A 21,047-nucleotide genomic window follows, 5' to 3' on the forward strand; every position below is an offset into this window, starting at 1 on the left:
CCGTCTACACTCGAAACAATCATCCCAAGCCCTGACGAGAGCGTTATGCCCAGACTGGCGCCCGTGCTTTTTCTGCTGTCATTGATGATCTGCACCGCCACGGCTGACGCGCTGACTCTCACCGATGAAGAACGCAGCTGGCTGGCGGCTCACCCTGACTTGCGCCTGGGTGTCGACGCGTCGTGGCCGCCTTTCGAATTTCGTGACGACCAGAACCGCTATCAGGGTCTCGCCGCTGACTATATCGACGTGATTCGCCAACGTTTGGCGATCAAGCTGACGCCCATCGAACCGGCAAGCTGGACGGTGGTGCTGGAGCAGGTCAAAAAAGGCAAGATCGATTTGCTGCCGGGAATCATGTCCACGCCGGAACGCCAGAATTACCTGTCATTTACCCGGCCGTACCTCGACTTCCCGATCGTCATTCTGGCCCATGTCGGCGGGGCCCAGCCGCGCAAACTCGACGACCTGTACGGTCTGAAAATCGCCGTAGTGGAAAACTACGCTCCTCACGAACTGCTGCGCACTCACCATCCCGATCTGAATCTGGTGGCCATGCCCAATGTCAGTTCGGCGCTGCAAGCCCTGGCGACCGATGAAGTGGACGCGGTGGTTGGCGACCTGGCTTCCAGTGTGTGGAGCCTGCGCCAGCTCAAGCTTGACGGGCTCTACGTCAGTGGCGAGACCCCGTATCGCTATCAACTGGCGATGGCCGTGCCCCGCTACAACAAGATGTTGGTGGGCATTCTCGATAAAGTCCTGGCCGACATGACACCGGCGGAAATCAGCAGCATTCAGGAACATTGGGTCGGTAATGTGCTCGACCACCGCACGTTCTGGTCAGATCTGCTGATGTATGGCCTGCCCGGCCTGTTGTTGTTGATGACGGTGCTGGCCGTGGTGATTCGCATCAACCGCCGCCTGAGCTCGGAAATCAGCCGGCGCATCGACCTCGAACAGGAATTGCGCAGCAGCGAATATCACTACCGCGGTCTGGTGGAGAGCTTGTCGGCGATCGCTTGGGAAGCGCGGATGAGCGACTTCACCTACAGCTATGTTTCGCCCCATGCTGAAGACCTGCTCGGGTATCCACAGTCTCACTGGCTGATTCCGGGTTTCTGGCACAACATCATTCACCCGGCCGACCTGACCCGCACGCAGAACTATTGCAGGGAAGCGCTGCGCCAGGGCCGCGATCACATCGTCGATTATCGCGTGATCACCGCCGACGGCCGCTGCCTGTGGGTGCGCGACATTGTCAGCCTGATCGAGCATGGCCACGAACCGGTGATGCGCGGGTTGATGATCGATATCAGCGAAATCAAACGCACCGAAGAAGCGCTGCGCCTGTCCGAGCAGAAGTTCGCTTCGGTGTTCGAGCAATGCCCGGACATTCTGGTGATTGCACGCCTGTCCGACGGCTGCCTGCTGGAGGTCAACGAGGCCTTCGAAGAGCAGATCGGCCTTAGGGCCGAGGAGGTGATCGGCCAGACCGCCACCAACCTCAATATCTGGGGCATCCCCGGGGTGGGGCCGGGCCTCTTGCAGCGTTTGCAGGCCGGCAGCATCCGTAATCTGGAAATGCCCTTTCGCCGCAACAACGGCCAATTGTTCACCGGGCTGATTTCCGCCGAGCCTTTCGACCTCGACACCACCCCGGCGCTGGTGGTGGTAGTTCGCGACATCAGCCAGCTCAAGGAAACCCAACAGCAACTGCAAACCTCTGAAGAGAAGTTCGCCAAGGCTTTCCATGCGTCGCCGGATGGCCTGTTGCTGTCGCGCCAGAGCGACGGCCTGCTGTTGGAGGTCAACGAAGGTTTTAGTCGTATCACTGGTTTCAACAGCGCCATGTCGGTGGATCGTTCAACGCTGGATCTGGGCATCTGGGTCAACCTCAACGAACGCAAGCAGATGCTCGATCTGCTAAAGCGCGACGGGTTTGTCCGCGACTTCACTTGCCACATCCGTCGCAGCGACGGGCAGATTCGCCTGTGCGAAGTGTCCAGTCGACCGCTGCCGATCGGCGACGAGGATTGCATGCTGACCATCGCCCGCGACATCACCGAACGCCATCTCATGCAGGAAAAACTGCAGCAGGCCGCGACCGTTTTCGAGAGCACCGCCGAGGGCGTGTTGATCACCGATACTCAACAACACATCAGCGCCGTCAATCGCGCTTTCACCGAAATCACCGGTTACAGCGAAAGTGAAGCGCTGGGCCACACGCCACGCTTGCTGGCGTCAGGGCTGCATGACAGCGCTTTCTACGCGGCGATGTGGCACCAATTGACCGACGAAGGCCACTGGCAGGGCGAGATTTCCAACCGGCGCAAGAACGGCGAGCTGTACCCAAGCTGGCTGACCATCAGCGCCGTGCGCAATCGCGACAAGTTCATCACCCACTTCGTCGCGGTGTTCGCCGATATTTCCAGCCTCAAGCATGCCCAGGCCAAGCTCGATTACCAGGCTCACCACGACCCGCTCACCGGCTTGCCAAACCGCACCTTGTTCGAGAGCCGCCTGCAAATGGCCCTGACCAGCCAGCAGGAAAATGGCGGCCAGGGTGCCGTGCTGTTTCTCGATCTCGACCGTTTCAAACACATCAACGACAGCCTCGGCCACCCGGTCGGCGACCTGTTGCTCAAGGGCATTGCCGTGCGCTTGAAAGAACAATTGCGCGATATCGACACGGTCGCGCGGCTGGGCGGCGACGAGTTCATCATTCTGCTACCGGGCCTGCAGCAAGCCAGCGACGCCGACAACATCGCGACGAAACTGCTCAACTGCTTCGGTGCACCGTTCCAGGCCGGCGAACACGAGTTTTTTATCAGCGCGAGCATCGGCACCAGCCTTTATCCCCGCGACGGCTGCGATGTCGCCACACTGGTGAAAAACGCCGACGCGGCGATGTACCGCTCCAAAGCCAAGGGGCGTAACCGCGTCGAAAGCTACACCCGCGACCTCACCGCCCAAGCCAGCGAGCGCGTAGCGTTGGAACACGAACTGCGCCGCGCCATCGAGCGCGATGAGCTGTTTCTCTATTACCAACCGAAAATCAGCCTGGTCGACCACAGTCTGGTCGGTGCAGAGGCGCTGATTCGCTGGCGCCACCCAACCTTCGGCGACGTGCCGCCCGAGCATTTCATTCCGCTGGCCGAAGAGAACGGCATGATCCTGCAGATCGGTGACTGGGTGCTCGAAACCGCTTGCCGGCAAATGTTCGAGTGGAGCCGGATCTACCAACCGCTCGGGCCGCTCTCGGTAAACCTCGCTGGCGCGCAGCTGCGTCAGCCGAACCTGTTGGTGCGCATCGAGCAACTGCTCAAGGACAACCGCCTCAGGCCGGATTTACTGCAACTGGAAATTACCGAGAATTTCATCATGAGTCAGGCCGAAGAGGCGCTGGCAGTGCTGCACCAGCTCAAACACCTCGGCGTGCAACTGGCGATCGATGACTTCGGCACCGGCTACTCCTCGCTCAGCTATCTCAAACGCCTGCCGCTGGACATCCTCAAGATCGACCAGTCCTTCGTCCGCGGACTGCCTGACGACCCCCACGACGCGGCCATTGTGCGCGCCATCATCGCGCTCGGCCGCAGCATGCAATTCACCGTGATTGCCGAAGGCGTGGAAACCCAGGCGCAACAACAATTCCTCGCCGCAGAAGGTTGTGAACAGATCCAGGGCTACATCGTCAGCCTGCCGCTGCCCCCGGACGAATTCGCCGCGACGTTTCTGCATATAACCGTATCGGATTTTTCGGATAGCACAGCCGCGAAACCGTCGCTATAATCCGCGGCCTACTGAGGGCCTATAGCTCAGTTGGTTAGAGCAGAGGACTCATAATCCTTTGGTCCACGGTTCGAGTCCGTGTGGGCCCACCAAATTGAAAAGCCGCGCTTGATGCGCGGCTTTTTTGTGGGCGAGTGGTTGGGTTTCGTCTCGGCGGGCGCAATGTTCGGAAGACCTAACCAGAGCTGTAGGAAAGATCCTAAGCTGCGGTTTTGAGCGGTTAGACAAAAATCCGTGTGAGAGAAAGCAAAAAGCCCCGATGCTTGCGCAACGGGGCTTTCTGTAAATCTGAAATATCGGCCTGTCCTTTTACGGTTTCCCGCTTATCCCGCTCACTGGCTAGGAGTGGCTTGCGCCACCGAAATCAACACCCTTTGCTTACAAAGTTCCGGTCTGTGCTGACGTACCGATCATAGCCCTTGAACCTGACAAGAGCAACCGTCACAGCCGTTATCCCTCTCATCGAGCGATGGGTTCCAAATATGCCCCAATGCGCTTGACCCTGTACCATCGGCAATCTCATCGCCCACGCCATCGGAGCCCACCTTGCCAGACACCCGCCAACCCATCCTCGACGAAATCGACCGTCAGCTAATCGCCGCGCTGCAAATCAACGCCCGCGAAAGCGTGGCCATGCTCGCCCGTCAGCTAGGCATTGCTCGCACGACGGTGACGTCGCGCCTGGCCCGGCTGGAAAAGGCCAGAGTGATCACCGGTTATGGCGTGCGTCTTGGTCAGCGTGTGGTCGATGGTGGCTTGCAGGCGTACGTCGGGATCAAGGTGCAGCCGCGTTCCGGCAAGGACGTGTTGCGGCGTTTGAGTGCGATGGCGCAGGTGCAGCAGTTGTGTGCGGTGAGTGGCGAGTTTGATTATGTGGCGTGGTTACGCACCGATTCGCCGGAGCAGCTCGATCAGCTGCTGGATCAGATTGGCAGCGTCGATGGGGTGGAGAAGACCACGACGTCGATCATTCTGAGTAGCAAGATTGATCGGGGTCAGCCGGTTTAAGATTTTGATCGAGCTTCTCGGGTGAATTTCAGAGCCTCTTCGCGAGCAGGCTCGCTCCCACACTTTGGTCGGTATGCAGCCTGCAATCGTCAATCTGCACAATAATCATGCAAAATGACGACACATTGCGCCTTATTAACGCGCTCCACGCTCCCTAGAATGGCTGACATCTTTTCCTATACTCAGACGCGAATCCTGCGTCGGGTCGTCAACAAGGTCAGCCATGAACAAGAACAACCGCCATCCTGCAGACGGAAAAAAACCAGTCACCATTTTCGGTCCGGACTTTCCGTTCGCGTTTGACGACTGGATCGAGCATCCCGCCGGCCTGGGGAGCATTCCCGAGCAGCACCATGGCGCTGAGGTGGCGATTGTCGGGGCGGGCATTGCCGGTCTGGTGGCTGCGTATGAACTGATGAAACTCGGTTTGAAACCGGTGGTGTACGAGGCGTCGAAACTCGGCGGTCGTCTGCGCTCGCAAGCCTTCAACGGTACCGACGCCATCGTCGCGGAGCTTGGCGGCATGCGCTTTCCAGTGTCCTCCACGGCGTTCTATCACTACGTGGACAAGCTCGGCCTCGAAACCAAGCCTTTCCCCAACCCGCTGACCGGTGCTTCGGGCAGTACCGTGATCGATCTGGAAGGCGAAACCTATTACGCCGAAAGCCTGAAGGATCTTCCTGCTTTGTTCCAGGAAGTCGCTGACGCCTGGGCAGATGCGCTGGAAGCAGGTTCGCAGTTCTCCGATATCCAGCAAGCCATTCGCGATCGCGATGTGCCGCGCCTGAAAGAGCTGTGGAACAAGCTGGTGCCGCTGTGGGACGACCGGACCTTTTATGACTTCGTCGCCACCTCGAAAGCCTTCGCCAAATTGTCGTTCCAGCATCGCGAAGTGTTCGGGCAGGTCGGTTTCGGCACCGGCGGCTGGGATTCGGACTTCCCCAATTCGATGCTGGAAATCTTCCGCGTGGTGATGACCAATTGCGACGATCACCAACATCTGGTGGTCGGTGGCGTCGAGCAGGTGCCACAGGGCATTTGGCGCCATGTGCCGGAGCGCTGCGTGCACTGGCCGGCCGGCACCAGCCTGAAATCCCTGCACCGTGGCGCGCCGCGTTCCGGCGTGAAGAAAATTGCTCACGCACCGGAGGGCCGTTTCGCCGTTACCGACAACAACGGTGACACCCGCGAATACGCCGCCGTCCTGACAACCTGCCAGAGCTGGCTGCTGACCACTCAGATCGAATGCGATGAAACCCTGTTCTCGCAGAAGATGTGGATGGCCCTCGACCGCACGCGCTACATGCAGTCGTCGAAAACCTTCGTGATGGTCGACCGGCCATTCTGGAAGGACAAGGATCCGGAGACCGGCCGCGACGTGATGAGCATGACCCTCACCGATCGCCTGACCCGTGGCACCTATCTGTTCGACAACGGCGACGACAAGCCGGGGGTGATCTGCCTGTCGTACTCGTGGATGAGCGACGCGTTGAAAATGCTCCCGCATCCGGTGGAAAAACGCGTTGAGCTGGCGTTGAACGCACTGAAAAAGATCTACCCGAAAGTCGACATCGCCGCGCGGATCATCGGCGACCCGATCACCGTGTCGTGGGAAGCCGATCCGTATTTCCTCGGTGCCTTCAAAGGCGCCCTGCCCGGCCATTACCGCTACAACCAGCGCATGTACGCGCACTTCATGCAGGACGACATGCCGGCCGAACAGCGCGGGATTTTCATCGCCGGCGACGACGTGTCGTGGACACCAGCGTGGGTCGAGGGCGCGGTGCAGACTTCGCTCAACGCGGTGTGGGGGATCATGAAACATTTCGGCGGATCCACACATAAAGAGAACCCGGGACCGGGTGATGTGTTCAAAGACATCGGCCCTATCGCCCTGCCCGAGTAAGAGGATTCCCCGATGCGCGTAGCCGTTTACCAATGTCCACCGCTGCCACTGGACCCCGCCGCCAACCTGCATCGCCTGCATCAAGTAGCGATGGAGGCCAAAGGCGCCGATCTGCTGGTGCTGCCGGAGATGTTCATGACCGGCTACAACATCGGCGCCGAAGCGGTCAGCACGCTGGCCGAGGTCTATAACGGTGAATGGGCGCAGCAGATCGGCCGGATTGCCAAGGCTGCGGGTCTGGCGATCGTCTACGGCTACCCCGAGCGCACCGCCGACGGGCAGATCTACAACGCCGTGCAACTGATCGACGCCTACGGCGAGCGCCTGTGCAATTACCGCAAGTCGCATCTGTTCGGCGACCTCGATCGGTCGATGTTCAGCCCCGGTGACTCCGACTTGCCGGTGGTTGAGCTGAACGGCTGGAAGCTCGGCTTCCTGATCTGCTATGACCTGGAGTTCCCGGAAAACGCGCGGCGCCTGGCCTTGGCCGGCGCCGAGCTGATCGTGGTGCCGACGGCCAACATGATTCCGTTCGATTTCGTTGCCGATGTCACCGTGCGTGCCCGCGCCTTCGAAAACCAGTGCTACGTGGCTTACGCCAATTACTGCGGACATGAAGGCGATATCCAGTATTGCGGGCAAAGCAGCATTGCCGCGCCGGACGGCAGCCGCATCGCTCTGGCAGGTCTGGACGAGGCGTTGATCGTCGGCGAACTGGACCGACAACTGATGAACGATTCACGCCAGGCCAATCGCTATCTCAGCGATCGCCGCCCGGAGCTTTACGGCGCGCTCAACCGCCGCTAATCCGCTAGCATGGGCACTTCACTGTTCTGGAAGTGCCCATGCCCGCGCCGACTCATCTCCGCCCCCACTCTGAAACCCTGGCCAACGGCCTGCGCGTGACCCTGCGCCACGTGCCCGGTCTCAAGCGCAGCGCTGCCGCGTTGCGCGTGGCGGCCGGCAGCCATGACGTGCCATTGGCATGGCCGGGGCTGGCGCATTTTCTTGAGCACTTGCTGTTTCTCGGCACCGAGCGTTTTCCCACAGACGAAGGGCTGATGGCCTACGTGCAACGTCACGGCGGCCAAGTAAATGCCAGCACCCGTGAGCGCACCACGGATTTTTTCTTCGAGTTGCCTGTGTCGTCCTTCAGCGCGGGGCTCGAGCGTCTGTCAGACATGCTCGCCCGGCCACGGATGAATCGGGACGATCAACTGCGTGAACGGGAAGTGCTGCAGGCGGAATTTGTCGCCTGGTCGCAGGATCCGACAGCACAGCAGCAGTTTGCCCTGTATGAAGGTTTACCCGCGCAGCACCCGTTGCGCGGTTTTCATGCGGGCAATCGGGACAGCTTGCAGGTCGAATCGCCTGGGTTTCAGTCGGCGCTGAAAGATTTCCATCAGCGCTTTTATCGAACCGGGCAAATGAGCCTGAGTCTGGTCGGGCCACAAAGTATCGATGAGCTTCGGGAGCTGGCGCAGCAATTCGCAGCAGTGTTGCCGGTTGGGGATAAAGTTGCCCAGGCCGCACCGCCACCGTTGGCAGTGAAAAGTTATCAACAGGTCGGCGCTCACACGAACCTGTTATTTGCTTTCGACGCGTTGCCCGAGTCATCCGCCGAGGCGATGGCTTTTCTCTGTCATTGGTTGAATAGCGCAAAACCTGGTGGATTGCTCGCATACCTGCATCAACAGAGTCTGGCTGACAGCCTGAAAGCCACGCCGCTTTACCAGTTCGCCGGCCAAGCGCTGCTGCATCTTCAATTCAATGCTGGCGGCGACCGCCTGGATACCATTCGCGAACACCTGCTGGAATGGCTGAGCTTCTTCGCCCGTCAGGACTGGACGCCGTTGCGCGAGGAATACGCCGCCCTGCTTCAGCGCCAGCAGCAAGTCAGCGGCGCGTTGCAACTGGCGCGCCTAGACATTGAGCAGCAAGCATTCGTCCTGTCCGAATCCGGCGCTGCCGCACTTGAGCACATCCTTCGCGAAATCGGCGTTGTGGATAACTTCAGCGATCATTGGCATCTGCCCGCCGCCAATCCTTTTCTGCGAGCCAGCGAGCCACTGGCAAACGCCGGGCTGATTCGCGGCCAGACCAGCGCCCACCGTGGCCTGCGCACCTTCGCCCAGGATCGCTCGCGCAGTCGCCGCGAGCGATCGCCGATGCAGTTCAGCCAGGCGCTGCCGGACAACAGCGATGAGGGCGCGATTTACCTGCGCTGGCAGGTCGAGACGACGGCCAGCGCCGATCTGCGCTCAAGATTGCAGCGCAGTTTGCGCCAGACCCGACAGGATGCGTCCGAAGCCGGAGTGGACTTGTCTTTCAGCGCCGCAGGTAACCAATGCCTGCTGAAAATGACCGGACTACAGGAACCGATGCCCAGCATCCTCGAGCATGCGCTGAAATGTCTGACGATGATCGACGCCGATTCGCCGCGCGACGAGGTGCAGATACCGTCGATGCCGATCCGCCAACTACTCGAAGCGTTGCCAGAGAAATGCCTGCCCACGATTGAAACCAGCGATGACGCCAATCAGCTGTGGACAACTTCGCGCTGGGACGGCCTCGCTCTAGGCCTTAACCAACAAACCCAGTCAGCCTTGGGCCTGGCGCTGAGCCGCATTCCCGGCACACCGGACAATCAGCTACCGGTGACACCGATCGCCCAAGGCAAGTACCACTGGAGCCAGATCAACACGGCCTCCAGCGAACACGCCTTGCTGCTGATCTGCCCGACTGCCAGCAGCGACATCGCTGATGAAGCAGCGTGGCGCCTTCTGGCTCAGTTGTACCAGACGCCTTTCTATCAGCGCCTGCGTGTCGAATTGCAATTGGGGTACGCCGTGTTCAGCGCGCTGCGTCAATTGCACGGCAGGACCGCGATTGTGTTTGGCGTGCAATCGCCGACGACTTCGGCCGCCGAGTTGCTCGAATATATTCAAGAGTTTTTCAACGGCATTCCCGCGCTGATCGAAACGTTCGATGAAGCAAGCCTCGAGCAACAGCGTCAAAGCCTCGCCGATCAGTTCGACGACACCACACTGTCCACCAAGGATGCCGCCGAACTCCTCTGGCAAGGCAAACTTGCCGGCCATTCGTCGGATTACCGGGAGCAGTTGGTCACGGCGATCCGGCAACTCGATCGCCAGGCTTTGCTGGCCGCTGCGCAGCGCCTGATCAATGCCGAGGGCGGCTGGCATTGCCTGGCCAATGAATCGATGCCGGACGCGCCGTGGCAAGTGACAAACTGATCATTACCGAGGCTGCAAGGAGCTTTCTCAAAGATTCACGGGTCACGGCGTTGAAATTTTGAGTAACATAGCCGCCTAACTAATTGGAACATCACCGCGCTGCCGTGGACTATAACTATGGATAGCGCTATCCCAACCCTCAGAAGGAGACATCTCATGGCCTGGACCAAACCTGCTTACACCGACCTGCGTATCGGCTTCGAAGTCACCATGTACTTCGCCAGCCGCTGAGTTCTGCCTACGCAGAATCGCAGTGCAACGCCTCGGCTCGCCGAGGCGTTTTATTTTCCGCGTTGAAATGATGGAGCGTTCATGTTCGTCCAGATTCTGGGTTCGGCCGCCGGTGGCGGTTTTCCGCAGTGGAACTGCAACTGCGTCAACTGCGCAGGTTTTCGCGACGGCAGCCTGAACGCCAAGGCCCGCACCCAATCGTCCATCGCCATTTCCGATGACGGCGTGAACTGGGTGCTGTGCAATGCCTCGCCGGACATCCGCGCGCAACTGCAAAGCTTCGCCCCGATGCAACCGGGCCGGGCCCTGCGCGACACCGGCATCAGCGCGATCATCCTGATGGACAGCCAGATCGACCACACCACCGGCCTGCTGAGTCTGCGCGAAGGCTGCCCGCATCAGGTGTGGTGCACGGACATGGTTCACGAAGACCTGAGCACCGGTTTTCCCCTGTTCAAGATGCTCACCCACTGGAACGGCGGGCTGGACTGGAACCGTATCGAGCTCGACCAGAGCTTCACCGTAGCCGCCTGCCCGAATCTGCGTTTCACCCCGTTGCCGTTGCGCAGCGCCGCGCCGCCGTATTCGCCGCACCGTTTCGATCCGCATCCGGGCGACAACATCGGTTTGATCGTTGAAGACCTCAACACTGGCGGCAAGCTGTTCTACGCGCCAGGGCTGGGCAAGGTCGATGCGCCGTTGCTGGAAATCATGGCGGGCAGCGATTGCCTGCTGGTCGACGGCACGCTGTGGGATGACGATGAAATGCAGCGCCGTGGCGTCGGCACCCGCACCGGTCGCGAGATGGGCCATCTGGCGCAGAACGGCCCCGGCGGTATGCTCGAAGTGCTGGAGCAGTTGCCCGAGCAGCGCAAGGTACTTATCCACATCAACAACACCAACCCGATCCTCGACGAGGATTCGCCGGAGCGTGCCGAACTGGCGCGGCGTGACGTTGAAGTAGCGTTTGATGGCATGAGTATCGTGCTTTAAGCAATCGAGACCGCTGCGCGGTCTATCGCGAGCAGGCTCACTCCTACAATGGAATGCGATCAACTGTGGGAGCGAGCCTGCTCGCGAAGAGGCCAGCACAGACACCAGAGATTTCCAGGGTTGTTCCCGGAGAACAGACATGACCGACACCCCGCTGTCCCCCGCCGAATTCGAAGCGGCCCTGCGCGCCAAGGGCGCCTACTACCACATCTACCACCCTTACCACGTGGCGATGTACGAAGGCCGTGCGACCCGCGAGCAGATTCAGGGCTGGGTCGCCAACCGCTTCTACTATCAGGTGAACATTCCCCTGAAGGACGCAGCGATCCTCGCCAATTGCCCGGATCGGGAAATCCGCCGCGAGTGGATTCAGCGCCTGCTCGACCACGACGGCGCGCCCGGTGAAGACGGCGGCATCGAAGCGTGGCTGCGTCTGGGCCAGGCTGTTGGCCTCGACCCGGACCAACTGCGCTCCCAGGAACTGGTGCTGCCCGGCGTGCGTTTCGCCGTCGATGCCTACGTCAACTTCGCCCGTCGCGCCAGTTGGCAGGAGGCCGCCAGCAGCTCGCTGACCGAACTGTTCGCGCCGCAGATCCACCAGTCGCGTCTGGACAGTTGGCCGCAGCATTACCCATGGATCGACCCGGCCGGTTATGAATATTTCCGCACCCGCCTCGGTCAGGCGCGGCGTGACGTCGAGCATGGGCTGGCGATCACCCTTGAGCATTACAAGACCCGCGAAGGCCAGGAGCGCATGCTGGAAATTCTCCAGTTCAAACTGGACATTCTTTGGAGCATGCTCGATGCCATGAGCATGGCCTACGAACTGAACCGTCCGCCGTATCACAGCGTGACCGAACAACGGGTCTGGCATAAAGGAATCATCTTATGAGCTTCGACCGCAGCAAAGTGCCGAGCTGGCGCCCGGGCTATCGCTTCCAATACGAGCCGGCGCAAAAAGGTCACGTGCTGCTCTACCCTGAAGGCATGATCAAACTCAACGACAGCGCCGCACTGATCGGCGGCTTGATTGACGGTGAGCGCGATGTCGCGGCGATCATTGCCAAACTCGACGAGCAGTTCCCCGGCGTGCCCGAGCTCGGTGACGACATCGAGCAATTCATGGAGGTTGCCCGTGCGCAGCACTGGATCGAACTTGCCTGATTCGTCAGTGCAAGTACCGCCGAAACCTGAAGTCGGCCTGCCCCTTTGGTTGCTCGCCGAGCTGACCTACCGCTGCCCGCTGCAATGCCCGTACTGCTCCAATCCGCTGGATTTCGCCGAGCAGGGCAAAGAGCTGACCACCGAGCAATGGATCAAGGTGTTCCGCGAAGCGCGGGAGATGGGCGCGGCGCAATTGGGCTTTTCCGGCGGCGAACCGCTGGTGCGTCAGGACTTGGCCGAACTGATCCGTGAAGCGCGGCAGTTGGGTTTCTACACCAACCTGATCACCTCCGGCATTGGCCTGACCGAGCAGAAGATCAGCGACTTCAAAAAGGCCGGGCTCGATCACATCCAGATCAGTTTTCAGGCCAGCGACGAGCAAGTGAACAACCTGCTCGCCGGTTCGAAAAAGGCCTTTGCGCAAAAGCTGGAAATGGCTCGCGCAGTCAAGGCCCACGGCTATCCGATGGTGCTGAACTTCGTCACCCATCGGCACAACATCGACAAGATCGACCGCATTATCGAACTGTGCATTGCGCTGGAGGCCGACTTCGTCGAACTCGCCACTTGCCAGTTCTACGGCTGGGCGCAGCTCAACCGTGTTGGCCTGCTGCCGACCAGGGAGCAACTGGTGCGCGCCGAACGCATCACCAACGAATACCGGGCCAGGCTGGAAGCCGAAGGGCATCCGTGCAAGCTGATTTTCGTCACTCCGGACTATTACGAAGAACGCCCGAAAGCCTGCATGAACGGCTGGGGCAGCATCTTCCTGACCGTCACCCCGGACGGCACCGCGCTGCCCTGCCATGGTGCCCGCCAGATGCCGGTGCAGTTTCCCAACGTGCGCGATCACAGCATGCAACACATCTGGTATGACTCGTTCGGCTTCAACCGTTTTCGCGGCTACGACTGGATGCCCGAGCCGTGCCGCTCTTGCGACGAGAAAGAAAAAGACTTCGGCGGCTGCCGCTGCCAGGCGTTCATGCTCACCGGCGACGCCAGTAATGCCGACCCGGTGTGCAGCAAGTCCGAACATCACGGCGTGATCCTCAAGGCCCGCGAAGAAGCCGAGACCGCCACTCAAACCATCGAACAACTGGCCTTTCGCAATGAACGAAACTCACGCCTCATCGCCAAGGGCTGAGCCTTTCAGCGCAGCCCAAGCCGTCGCCGCCGGAACCGACTTCGCCGAACTGCAGCTCGGCGCCCATGGCGTGTTCTGGAATGAATACCGCCCCGAGGATGCCGCATGCCGGATCTGGCATTGGCGCGATGGCGTAGCGAAACGTCTTACGCCGGACGGCTTCAGCGTGCGTAGCCGCGTGTACGAATATGGCGGTGGTGCGTTTTGTCTGACGCCTGACGGGGTGGTTTTCGTCAATGAAGCGGATCAGCAGTTGTATCGGCAAGCGCTGGGTGGCGAGCCGGTCGCGCTGACGTCGACTGACTGCCGCTACGGCGATCTGCAATTCGCCGCTGGCCGGGTATTGGCGGTTGAAGAGCAGCAGGATCGGCATCGCCTGGTGGCAATTGATCTGGCGACCGGTACGCGACAGGTGCTGGCCGAGGGTGCGGATTTTTATGCGTCACCAACGCTCAGCCCCGATGGCCAGCGGCTGGCGTGGATCGAGTGGAGTCGCCCGCATCAGCCGTGGACCTCGACGCGCTTGATGGTCGCGCAAGGCGATTTTTCTGCGCCTCGCTGTGTTGCCGGTGAGCAGATCGAGGAGTCGATCCAGCAGCCGCGATTCGACGCTGATGGGCGGCTCTGTTGCCTGACGGACCGTGGCGGCTACTGGCAGCCGTGGGGCGAAACGTCCGATGGCTTGCACGCGCTACCGAGTGCCGCGGCCGATCACGCTCCCGCGCCGTGGCAGCTAGGCGGCTGCACGTGGCTGCCTGTCGGTGATCAATTTTTAGCCAGCTGGAGCGAGGATGGTTTCGGTCGCCTGGCCCTTGGAAATGAAGATTTCAGCAGTGACTACAGCCGCTTCCGCCACTTGGCGATGGATCAACAATTCATCTATTGCATCGCTGCATCGCCGACCAGCCCGTCGGCAGTGATCGCCATTGATCGTGTGTCGCATGCCGTGAAAATCCTCGCTGGCGGCGTGGCTCCATTGCCTGCCGAACGCATCAGCCGTCCGCAGACCTTGCGTTATCCGAGCGGCTCCGGCGAGGCGCACGGTTTCTTTTACCCGGCCATGAGCGGTGAAGCGAAACCTCCGCTGGTGGTGTTTATCCACGGCGGCCCGACGTCGGCGTGCTATCCGATACTCGACCCGCGCATCCAGTACTGGACGCAGCGCGGCTTTGCTGTCGCCGACCTCAACTATCGCGGCAGCAGTGGCTATGGTCGCGAATATCGCCAAGCGCTGCATCTGCGCTGGGGCGAGGTGGATGTCGAGGATGCCTGCGCGGTGGTCAGCCATCTCGCCGGACAGGGCTTGATCGATGGCGACCGCGCGTTCATTCGCGGTGGCAGTGCGGGTGGCTACACAACGCTTTGTGCGCTGGCGTTCAGACAGGTTTTCCGCGCAGGCGCCAGCCTCTACGGCGTCAGCGATCCGGTCGCGTTGGCTCGCGCTACGCACAAGTTCGAGGGCGATTATTTGGACTGGCTGATCGGCGATCCCGAGCGAGATGCCGAACGCTATGCCGCCCGCACGCCATTGCTGCACGCCGATAACATTCGCGTGCCGGTGATTTTCTTTCAGGGTGAACTGGACGCGGTGGTCGTGCCGCAACAGACCCGCGACATGGTCGCGGCGCTGGAGCACAACGGCGTCCCGGTCCAAGCGCATTACTACCCTGACGAACGCCACGGCTTCCGCCGCGCGGCCAACCAGGCGCATGCGCTGGAGCAGGAGTGGACGTTTTATCGGCGAGTGATGGAGCTAACTGACTGAGCCCTCACTTTGAGACTGCGTCGCTCAATCGCGGGCAAGCCCGCTCCCACAGGTTATTTGGTGTACACAAAAATTGTGATCACTCATAACACTGTGGGAGCGGGCTTGCCCGCGATAGCTATTGATCAGACGCCGCTGGACTCAACGCTTGGCGATGATATACACCGCATGCACGATCCCTGGGATGTAGCCGCACAGCGTCAGCAGAATGTTCAGCCAGAACGCCCCGCCAAACCCGACCTGCAGAAACACGCCCAGTGGCGGCAACAGAATAGCGATGATGATACGAATGAAATCCATGGGGCAGCTCCTGAATGGGGGTTGGCTCACTTGAGCCATACAAGCTAATCGACACGCGCCGTTCGTCAGGGTTCAGTGCAATAGCTCGTCAGGCTCAAGCGAGAATTTTCAACCCATGTTTTTGTACGATGCTCAGTAGTTTGAGCGCCATACCGCTGGGATGTTTGTCACCCGATTCCCACTGCTTCACCGTGGATGCACTTGTGTTGAGATAGCGTGCAAATACCGGTTGGCTGACCTTGTTTCGCTCGCGTAGCGCCTTGATCTCCTCAGCCGGGATCGCTAAGGGAACCGATGCCAGACAGGAGTCATCGAATTCTCGCATCGTTGCCTTGTTTATTGCTCCGACAGCAAGCAACGCCCCGGCTGATTCGTGTATCGATTCAAAAACTTCACTTTTGAATTTCTTACTCATGACATATCTCCACAAACTCCTTCATCGCCAACAAGTCGCTGATCTGCGCTTCGGTCAGTTGCGCATAGACCTTTGCCAATTTACGTAAATCCTTCAATTCTGTTGGCGTGATATTGCTTTGATCCTGCTTGGCGAAAAGCACTTGGTAGATCCAGTGACGTCCACATTTGCCAAAACAATCGAACGGTGACGGTTCGCCTTCAAGCGCTTCTTCCACACGCCTCCGCCAAGATTGTCCGCCTGTCCCTGAAGCATCTGGTGAAACGCCTCTTGCAACTCTTCATCTGTGATCCACGCCTACTGGCCTGGAGGGCGAAGCGTTTGGTCTTGAACAGCCTCAATGGCATAGGTATCCCTTCCAAAAACATACCACCTAGTGGTACAGATCGCAAAACGGCTTTTTCGGTGATACCGATCTGGCCGTAGCCGCATCCCTTGCTGGCATTCTCTAAAAGACCATCCACAGTACGATCCCTCAAGCTCTAAATCACGTCTGTAAAACCCGGCCACAAAAAAAACGCCCCACGCCAAAAGAATCAGGCGTGGGGCGTGCGTTATACCGCGAGACGGTTCGAGTAATCGGTTGGGGCTGCTCAGCTCACACGGCAATGCCCTTGCGACATTGCACTTGGGCGGTGCGCACTCGCGAGAAGGCGCGGCCCAGGCGCAGGAGCATTTCGTCGATGTTGGCTTTGCTGACAGTGAGGGCCGGGGTGAAGCGCAGGCAGTCAGGCTGCGCGGCGTTCAATATCAGGCCTTCGTGAAGTGCGCCATGGACGACGGCGTCGGCGCATTCGTCGGACAGCGTCAACCCGTAAAACAGGCCTTGGCCGCGCAACTCGCCGTGGCCGTAGCGGTGCGCCAGTCGCGCAAGGCCTTCGCGCAAATGCTGGCCGCTGTCGTTAACCTGCTGGAGAAAGCTGCGGTCATGGATGCTGTCGAGCACTACCAGACCGGCCGCCGTCATTAGTGCATTACCGTGATGAGTGCCGCACAATTCGCCAACGCCGAAACAGCAGGCCGTGCCCCGCGCCAGCAAAGCCGCCAATGGCAAGCCGCCGCCAAGGCCTTTGCCGAGCACGACGATATCGGCGCGAATGCCGTAGGACTGTTCGGCGAGCAAGCTGCCGCAGCGGCCGATACCGGTCTGCACTTCGTCGAGAATCAGCAGAATGCCCAGGTCACGACACAGTCGCTCGACCCCTTTGAGGTAGTGCCCGGTCGCGGGAATGACCCCGGCATCGCTCTGGATCGGCTCCAGCATGATCGCCACGGTCTGCGCGTCTACCGCCGCATGCAGCGCCGGCAGGTCGTTGAATGGCACTCGATCAATCGTCGCCAGACTGCGGCCATGACAACCCTGCTCAGCCATGATGATCCGCGAGGCGCCGCCGCGATGCAGCTGCCCCCATTTGCGCGCCAGTTTGATCGCCGCCTCACAAGCCTCGCTGCCACTGTTGAGCAGATACGCCTGTTCGCTGGACGTGCTGGCGCACAGACGCTCGGCGAGGCTGAGCATGCCGCGATTGTGCAGATTGCAGCCTGGATTGATCAGCGCCTGGGCCTGATTGGCGATGGCTTTGACCAGCGCCGTGGGGCTGTGGCCAAGGCTGTTGGCGCCGCCGGCCTGGGAAAAGTCGAGGTAGGCGCGATCGTTGCTGTCCCATAGCCATGAACCCTGGCCGCGAACGAACACTTGTTGCGGCCGATCGACGCTGGGCATCAGGCGTTGGGCATTGAGATGGTCGGTCATAGCGGATGGCCCCGCCTCGAAGCAGAGGTCATCCAGACTCGGCGTCTGACGCCGCAAACTGAACAGATTCATGCGGAAAAACCTCGCTGGAGGTTTTTTGAACTGCCTATGTAATCACGAACGAAGCAAATGGAATTCGTCACGCTTTCTGGCCCTGCAAGCCTTGTGAATGCGGTTAGACTAGGCGCGCAAACGGCTTCAGGCCATTTCGATTTCTCAGCCATTTCGATAAGCGCTACTTATGGATTTCAAACAACTGCGTTATTTCGTCGCGGTCTACGAAGAAGGCCATGTCGGCCGTGCGGCTGAGCGCTTGTCGATCTCGCAACCGGCGCTGTCGCAACAGATCCGTCAGCTGGAGCAGAACCTCGACGTAACCCTGTTCGAACGCAGCAGTAAACGCCTGCTGCCGACCCTCGCTGCGCATACGCTGTACAACCACGCGTTGCCATTGCTCGATGGCTTGCAGCGGGCGTGCGAGGCGTTGGGTAGTTTCAAGGGTCAGGCACTGCGCACACTGGCGATCGGTGTGTTGCAAACGGTGCACACCAGCCTTGTGCCGCAGATGCTCGAGCGTGTGCGCAAGGCGCAGCCGCATCTGGTGGTACAAATCTATGAACTGACCGGGCTGGAAATCGAACGGCGTCTGCTCAATGGTTCCCTGGACATCGGCATCAGCTATCTGCCACCGCGCCAACCCGGTCTGCACGGTGTGTTGCTGTACGAAGATGAACTGACGCTGGTCATCCCGGCGGACCATCCCTTGCGCGAGTTCAAGAAGGTCTCGATGCGCCAGGCTGCTGAGCTGCCCATGTTGCTGCTCGGCGAAGAGTTCCAGATCCGACAGATCTGGCAGGCACAACTGACCAGCCTCGGACGACGCCCGCAGGTGCAGGCCGAGTTGAACACTATGCTGGGGATTCTCGATAGCCTGCCGCACACCAGGCTGGCAACGGTGCTGCCGGGACGTTCGCAAAAGGAATATGACGATGAAGATCTGCTATGGAAACCGCTGAGCGAACCACGGGTGCCGTTGCAAGTTGGCCTGGTGTGCCGTGATGTGCAACGCCAGCAGGCCTCGTTGGCATTGCTGCGGACATTGCTTGAAGAGGTGATCGACCGCGAAACGAAGCCGCCCCTTGATCCGCTCGCCTGAAACTTTTCTTCAGGCAAAAGAAAACCCCGCCGAAGCGGGGCTTTGCAGACTGTTTCCCTGACATCCATTTCACTCCGCCACCCTGGCAGAATCCTACGTGTCCGTGTTGTTTACTTTGCGCTTCCTGCGCGACGTCCATGAAATGTAGATTAGCCGTGGATCCAATATACTGATATGGGAGAACAGCAGCACGTCACGTAAGCAAATGCTTACATGACGTCTACAGGATCAAAACTGCGCCGCATCCAGCAGGAACAGCGACTCGCTACCGGCCTTGACCGACGCGCTCAACGAGTGGATACGCGGCAGCAGACGGGCGAAATAGAAGCGCGCGGTGCCCAGCTTGCTCGCATAGAAATCCTCCTGCGCTTCCTTGCCCAGCGCGGCTTTGGCCATCAACGCCCACATGTAGGCGTAAGCGGTGTAGCCGAACGCTTGCAAATATTCGACCGAGGCCGCGCCGATTTCGTTCGGATTGTTTTTCGCCCGGTCCAGCAGCCAAGCGGTCAGCTCGTCGAGGGTGTCGACGGCATCGTTCAGCGGTTTGGTGAACTCGCCCAGATCAGCACTGGCGGTTGCGGTGAAATGGCGGATCTCGTCAGCGAACAGCTGGTAGAACGCGCCGCCACTGCCAACGATCTTGCGCCCGACCAGATCCAGCGCCTGAATACCGTTGGTGCCTTCGTAGATCTGGGTGATGCGCACATCACGCACCAGTTGCTCCTGGCCCCACTCGCGGATGTAGCCGTGGCCGCCGAAAATCTGCTGGCCGTGGACAGTGGTTTCCAGACCCAGGTCGGTCAGGAAGGCTTTCGCCACCGGCGTCAGCAACGCCACCAGATCTTCCGCGCGCTTGCGGGTGGTCGCGTCTTCACTGAACTTGGCGGTGTCCAGTTGCATCGCTACATACGTGGAGAACGCACGGCCGCCTTCGTTCGAGGCTTTCATGGTCAGCAGCATGCGCCGCACGTCCGGGTGAACAATGATCGGGTCAGCGACTTTGTCCTTGTTCTGCGCACCGGTCGGCGAACGACTCTGCAGACGATCGCGCGCGTATTCAACAGCGTTCTGATAAGAGCGCTCGCCCGTGGCCAGGCCTTGAATACCAACACCCAGGCGCTCGTAGTTCATCATGGTGAACATCGCCGCCAGGCCTTTGTTCGGCTCGCCGACCAAATAACCCACGGCTTCGTCGAAGTTCATCACGCAGGTCGCCGAGGCCTGAATGCCCATCTTGTGCTCGATCGAACCGCAGTTGGCCGGGTTACGCGCACCGAGGCTGCCGTCGGCATTGACCATGAACTTCGGCACCAGGAACAGCGAAATACCTTTTGGACCGGCCGGCGCATCAGGCAGCTTGGCCAGTACCAGATGAATGATGTTCTCGGTGAGGTCGTGCTCGCCGCCGGTGATGAAGATCTTGGTGCCGCTGACCTTGTAGGAACCGTCGGCCTGAGGTTCGGCTTTGGTGCGAATGATCCCCAGATCGGTGCCCGCGTGCGGCTCGGTCAGGCACATGGAACCGGCCCAGATGCCGGCGTACATGTTCGGCAGGTACGCAGCTTTCAGTTCTTCGCTGGCATGGGCATTGATCGACAGGCAGGCGCCGGCGGTCAGCATCGGGTACAGACCGAACGCGAGGCTGGCGGAGTTGACCATTTCTTCGACCTGCGCCGACACGGCTTTGGGCATGCCCATGCCGCCGTAGGCCGGATCACCGCCGACGCCGACCCAGCCGCCTTCGGCATAAGTCTGATAAGCCTGTGGGAAACCGGCCGGGGTGGTGACGGCACCGTCCGCCCAATGGCAACCTTCCTCGTCAGCGGCACGGCTCAGTGGCGCGATGCTTTTGCTGGTGACCTTGCCGGCCTCTTCGAGAATCGCTTCAACGGTTTCGGCGTCGACGGTCTCGGCCAGCGCCGGCAGCTCGGCCCAGAGTTTGGCGACTTCGAACACTTCATTGAGGACGAAGCGCATATCGCGCAGCGGCGCTTTGTAGTCAGCCATGGCAAACCTCGCAAGATCTAAACAGGTGGTTCGTGGAATGATGTTTTCGTTGATCCGGAGTGTACCTCAACAACTTTTGCGACACATAGGGTCAACCGGTGACTGATTTGTTATTTTTGGTCACCGGAAAAAGATCGCCGCGATCTTTCGATCTGC

16 protein-coding genes, 1 tRNA gene and 1 pseudogene are annotated in these 21,047 nt (G+C 60.0%); 13 read left to right on the forward strand and 5 right to left on the reverse strand.

Features of this window, described 5'->3' with window-relative positions; all coding sequences use genetic code 11:
- Positions 1-45 precede the first annotated feature (45 nt).
- The 12 genes from AB4O45_RS10570 (at position 46) to AB4O45_RS10625 (ending at position 15,260) form a co-directional block, all read left to right on the forward strand.
- The gene (locus tag AB4O45_RS10570) at positions 46-3,792 is read left to right on the forward strand and encodes a bifunctional diguanylate cyclase/phosphodiesterase (RefSeq protein ID WP_460161376.1); all 3,747 of its coding nucleotides are present in this window, start codon (positions 46-48) and stop codon (positions 3,790-3,792) included.
- 15 nt (positions 3,793-3,807) lie between these two features.
- Positions 3,808-3,884, forward strand: a tRNA-Ile gene (locus AB4O45_RS10575).
- 454 nt (positions 3,885-4,338) lie between these two features.
- A complete protein-coding gene (locus AB4O45_RS10580) occupies positions 4,339-4,800 on the forward strand; it encodes an Lrp/AsnC family transcriptional regulator (protein ID WP_041476707.1) in 462 nt (153 codons plus the stop codon).
- Positions 4,801-5,023: 223 nt separating this feature from the next.
- Entirely contained in the window at positions 5,024-6,706 is a 1,683-nt protein-coding gene (locus tag AB4O45_RS10585; protein WP_024014552.1) for a flavin monoamine oxidase family protein, read from the forward strand.
- A 12-nt stretch (positions 6,707-6,718) separates the two neighbouring features.
- Positions 6,719-7,513 (forward strand): carbon-nitrogen hydrolase family protein, encoded by a 795-nt coding sequence (locus AB4O45_RS10590; protein WP_315435776.1) that lies wholly within the window; start codon positions 6,719-6,721, stop codon positions 7,511-7,513.
- A 38-nt stretch (positions 7,514-7,551) separates the two neighbouring features.
- Entirely contained in the window at positions 7,552-9,963 is a 2,412-nt protein-coding gene (gene pqqF, locus AB4O45_RS10595; RefSeq protein ID WP_460161377.1) for a pyrroloquinoline quinone biosynthesis protein PqqF, read from the forward strand.
- A 156-nt stretch (positions 9,964-10,119) separates the two neighbouring features.
- Positions 10,120-10,194 (forward strand): pyrroloquinoline quinone precursor peptide PqqA, encoded by a 75-nt coding sequence (gene pqqA, locus AB4O45_RS10600; RefSeq protein ID WP_003444522.1) that lies wholly within the window; start codon positions 10,120-10,122, stop codon positions 10,192-10,194.
- Positions 10,195-10,275: 81 nt separating this feature from the next.
- Entirely contained in the window at positions 10,276-11,187 is a 912-nt protein-coding gene (gene pqqB / locus AB4O45_RS10605) for a pyrroloquinoline quinone biosynthesis protein PqqB (RefSeq protein WP_252877004.1), read from the forward strand.
- 139 nt (positions 11,188-11,326) lie between these two features.
- A complete protein-coding gene (gene pqqC, locus AB4O45_RS10610) occupies positions 11,327-12,079 on the forward strand; it encodes a pyrroloquinoline-quinone synthase PqqC (protein ID WP_039757691.1) in 753 nt (250 codons plus the stop codon).
- Positions 12,076-12,351 (forward strand): pyrroloquinoline quinone biosynthesis peptide chaperone PqqD, encoded by a 276-nt coding sequence (pqqD, locus tag AB4O45_RS10615; RefSeq protein WP_056786642.1) that lies wholly within the window; start codon positions 12,076-12,078, stop codon positions 12,349-12,351. The genes pqqC and pqqD overlap by 4 nt, the downstream gene beginning before the upstream one ends.
- Entirely contained in the window at positions 12,323-13,495 is a 1,173-nt protein-coding gene (gene pqqE / locus AB4O45_RS10620) for a pyrroloquinoline quinone biosynthesis protein PqqE (protein WP_150743542.1), read from the forward strand. Before pqqD ends, pqqE begins: the two co-directional genes overlap by 29 nt.
- Positions 13,461-15,260 carry a S9 family peptidase gene (locus AB4O45_RS10625; protein WP_460161378.1) on the forward strand — a complete coding sequence of 600 codons (1,800 nt, stop codon included), beginning with the start codon at positions 13,461-13,463 and terminating at the stop codon, positions 15,258-15,260. Before pqqE ends, AB4O45_RS10625 begins: the two co-directional genes overlap by 35 nt.
- Before the next feature lie 141 nt (positions 15,261-15,401).
- Here AB4O45_RS10625 and AB4O45_RS10630 read toward each other — a convergent pair whose 3' ends face one another.
- The 4 genes and pseudogenes from AB4O45_RS10630 to AB4O45_RS10645 all read right to left on the reverse strand — a co-directional run bounded on the left by AB4O45_RS10630 (position 15,402) and on the right by AB4O45_RS10645 (position 17,800).
- Complete coding sequence (locus tag AB4O45_RS10630) at positions 15,402-15,560, reverse strand: YqaE/Pmp3 family membrane protein (RefSeq protein ID WP_003228885.1); 159 nt, start codon at positions 15,558-15,560, stop codon at positions 15,402-15,404.
- Positions 15,561-15,654: 94 nt separating this feature from the next.
- A complete protein-coding gene (locus AB4O45_RS10635; RefSeq protein ID WP_039757682.1) occupies positions 15,655-15,975 on the reverse strand; it encodes a helix-turn-helix domain-containing protein in 321 nt (106 codons plus the stop codon).
- A pseudogene (locus AB4O45_RS10640) lies at positions 15,968-16,322 on the reverse strand (type II toxin-antitoxin system RelE/ParE family toxin). The gene AB4O45_RS10635 and the pseudogene AB4O45_RS10640 overlap by 8 nt, the downstream one beginning before the upstream one ends.
- A 251-nt stretch (positions 16,323-16,573) precedes the next feature.
- Positions 16,574-17,800 carry an aspartate aminotransferase family protein gene (locus AB4O45_RS10645; protein WP_460161379.1) on the reverse strand — a complete coding sequence of 409 codons (1,227 nt, stop codon included), beginning with the start codon at positions 17,798-17,800 and terminating at the stop codon, positions 16,574-16,576.
- A 169-nt stretch (positions 17,801-17,969) separates the two neighbouring features.
- Here AB4O45_RS10645 and AB4O45_RS10650 point away from each other — a divergent pair, with 169 nt between their 5' ends.
- Entirely contained in the window at positions 17,970-18,884 is a 915-nt protein-coding gene (locus AB4O45_RS10650) for a LysR family transcriptional regulator (protein WP_460161380.1), read from the forward strand.
- 228 nt (positions 18,885-19,112) lie between these two features.
- Here the strand turns inward: AB4O45_RS10650 and AB4O45_RS10655 are convergent, their stop codons facing one another.
- Complete coding sequence (locus AB4O45_RS10655) at positions 19,113-20,891, reverse strand: acyl-CoA dehydrogenase C-terminal domain-containing protein (RefSeq protein ID WP_041476717.1); 1,779 nt, start codon at positions 20,889-20,891, stop codon at positions 19,113-19,115.
- Between the last annotated feature and the right edge of the window lie 156 nt (positions 20,892-21,047).

This window comes from Pseudomonas sp. S2_B10 (genome assembly GCF_054668425.1).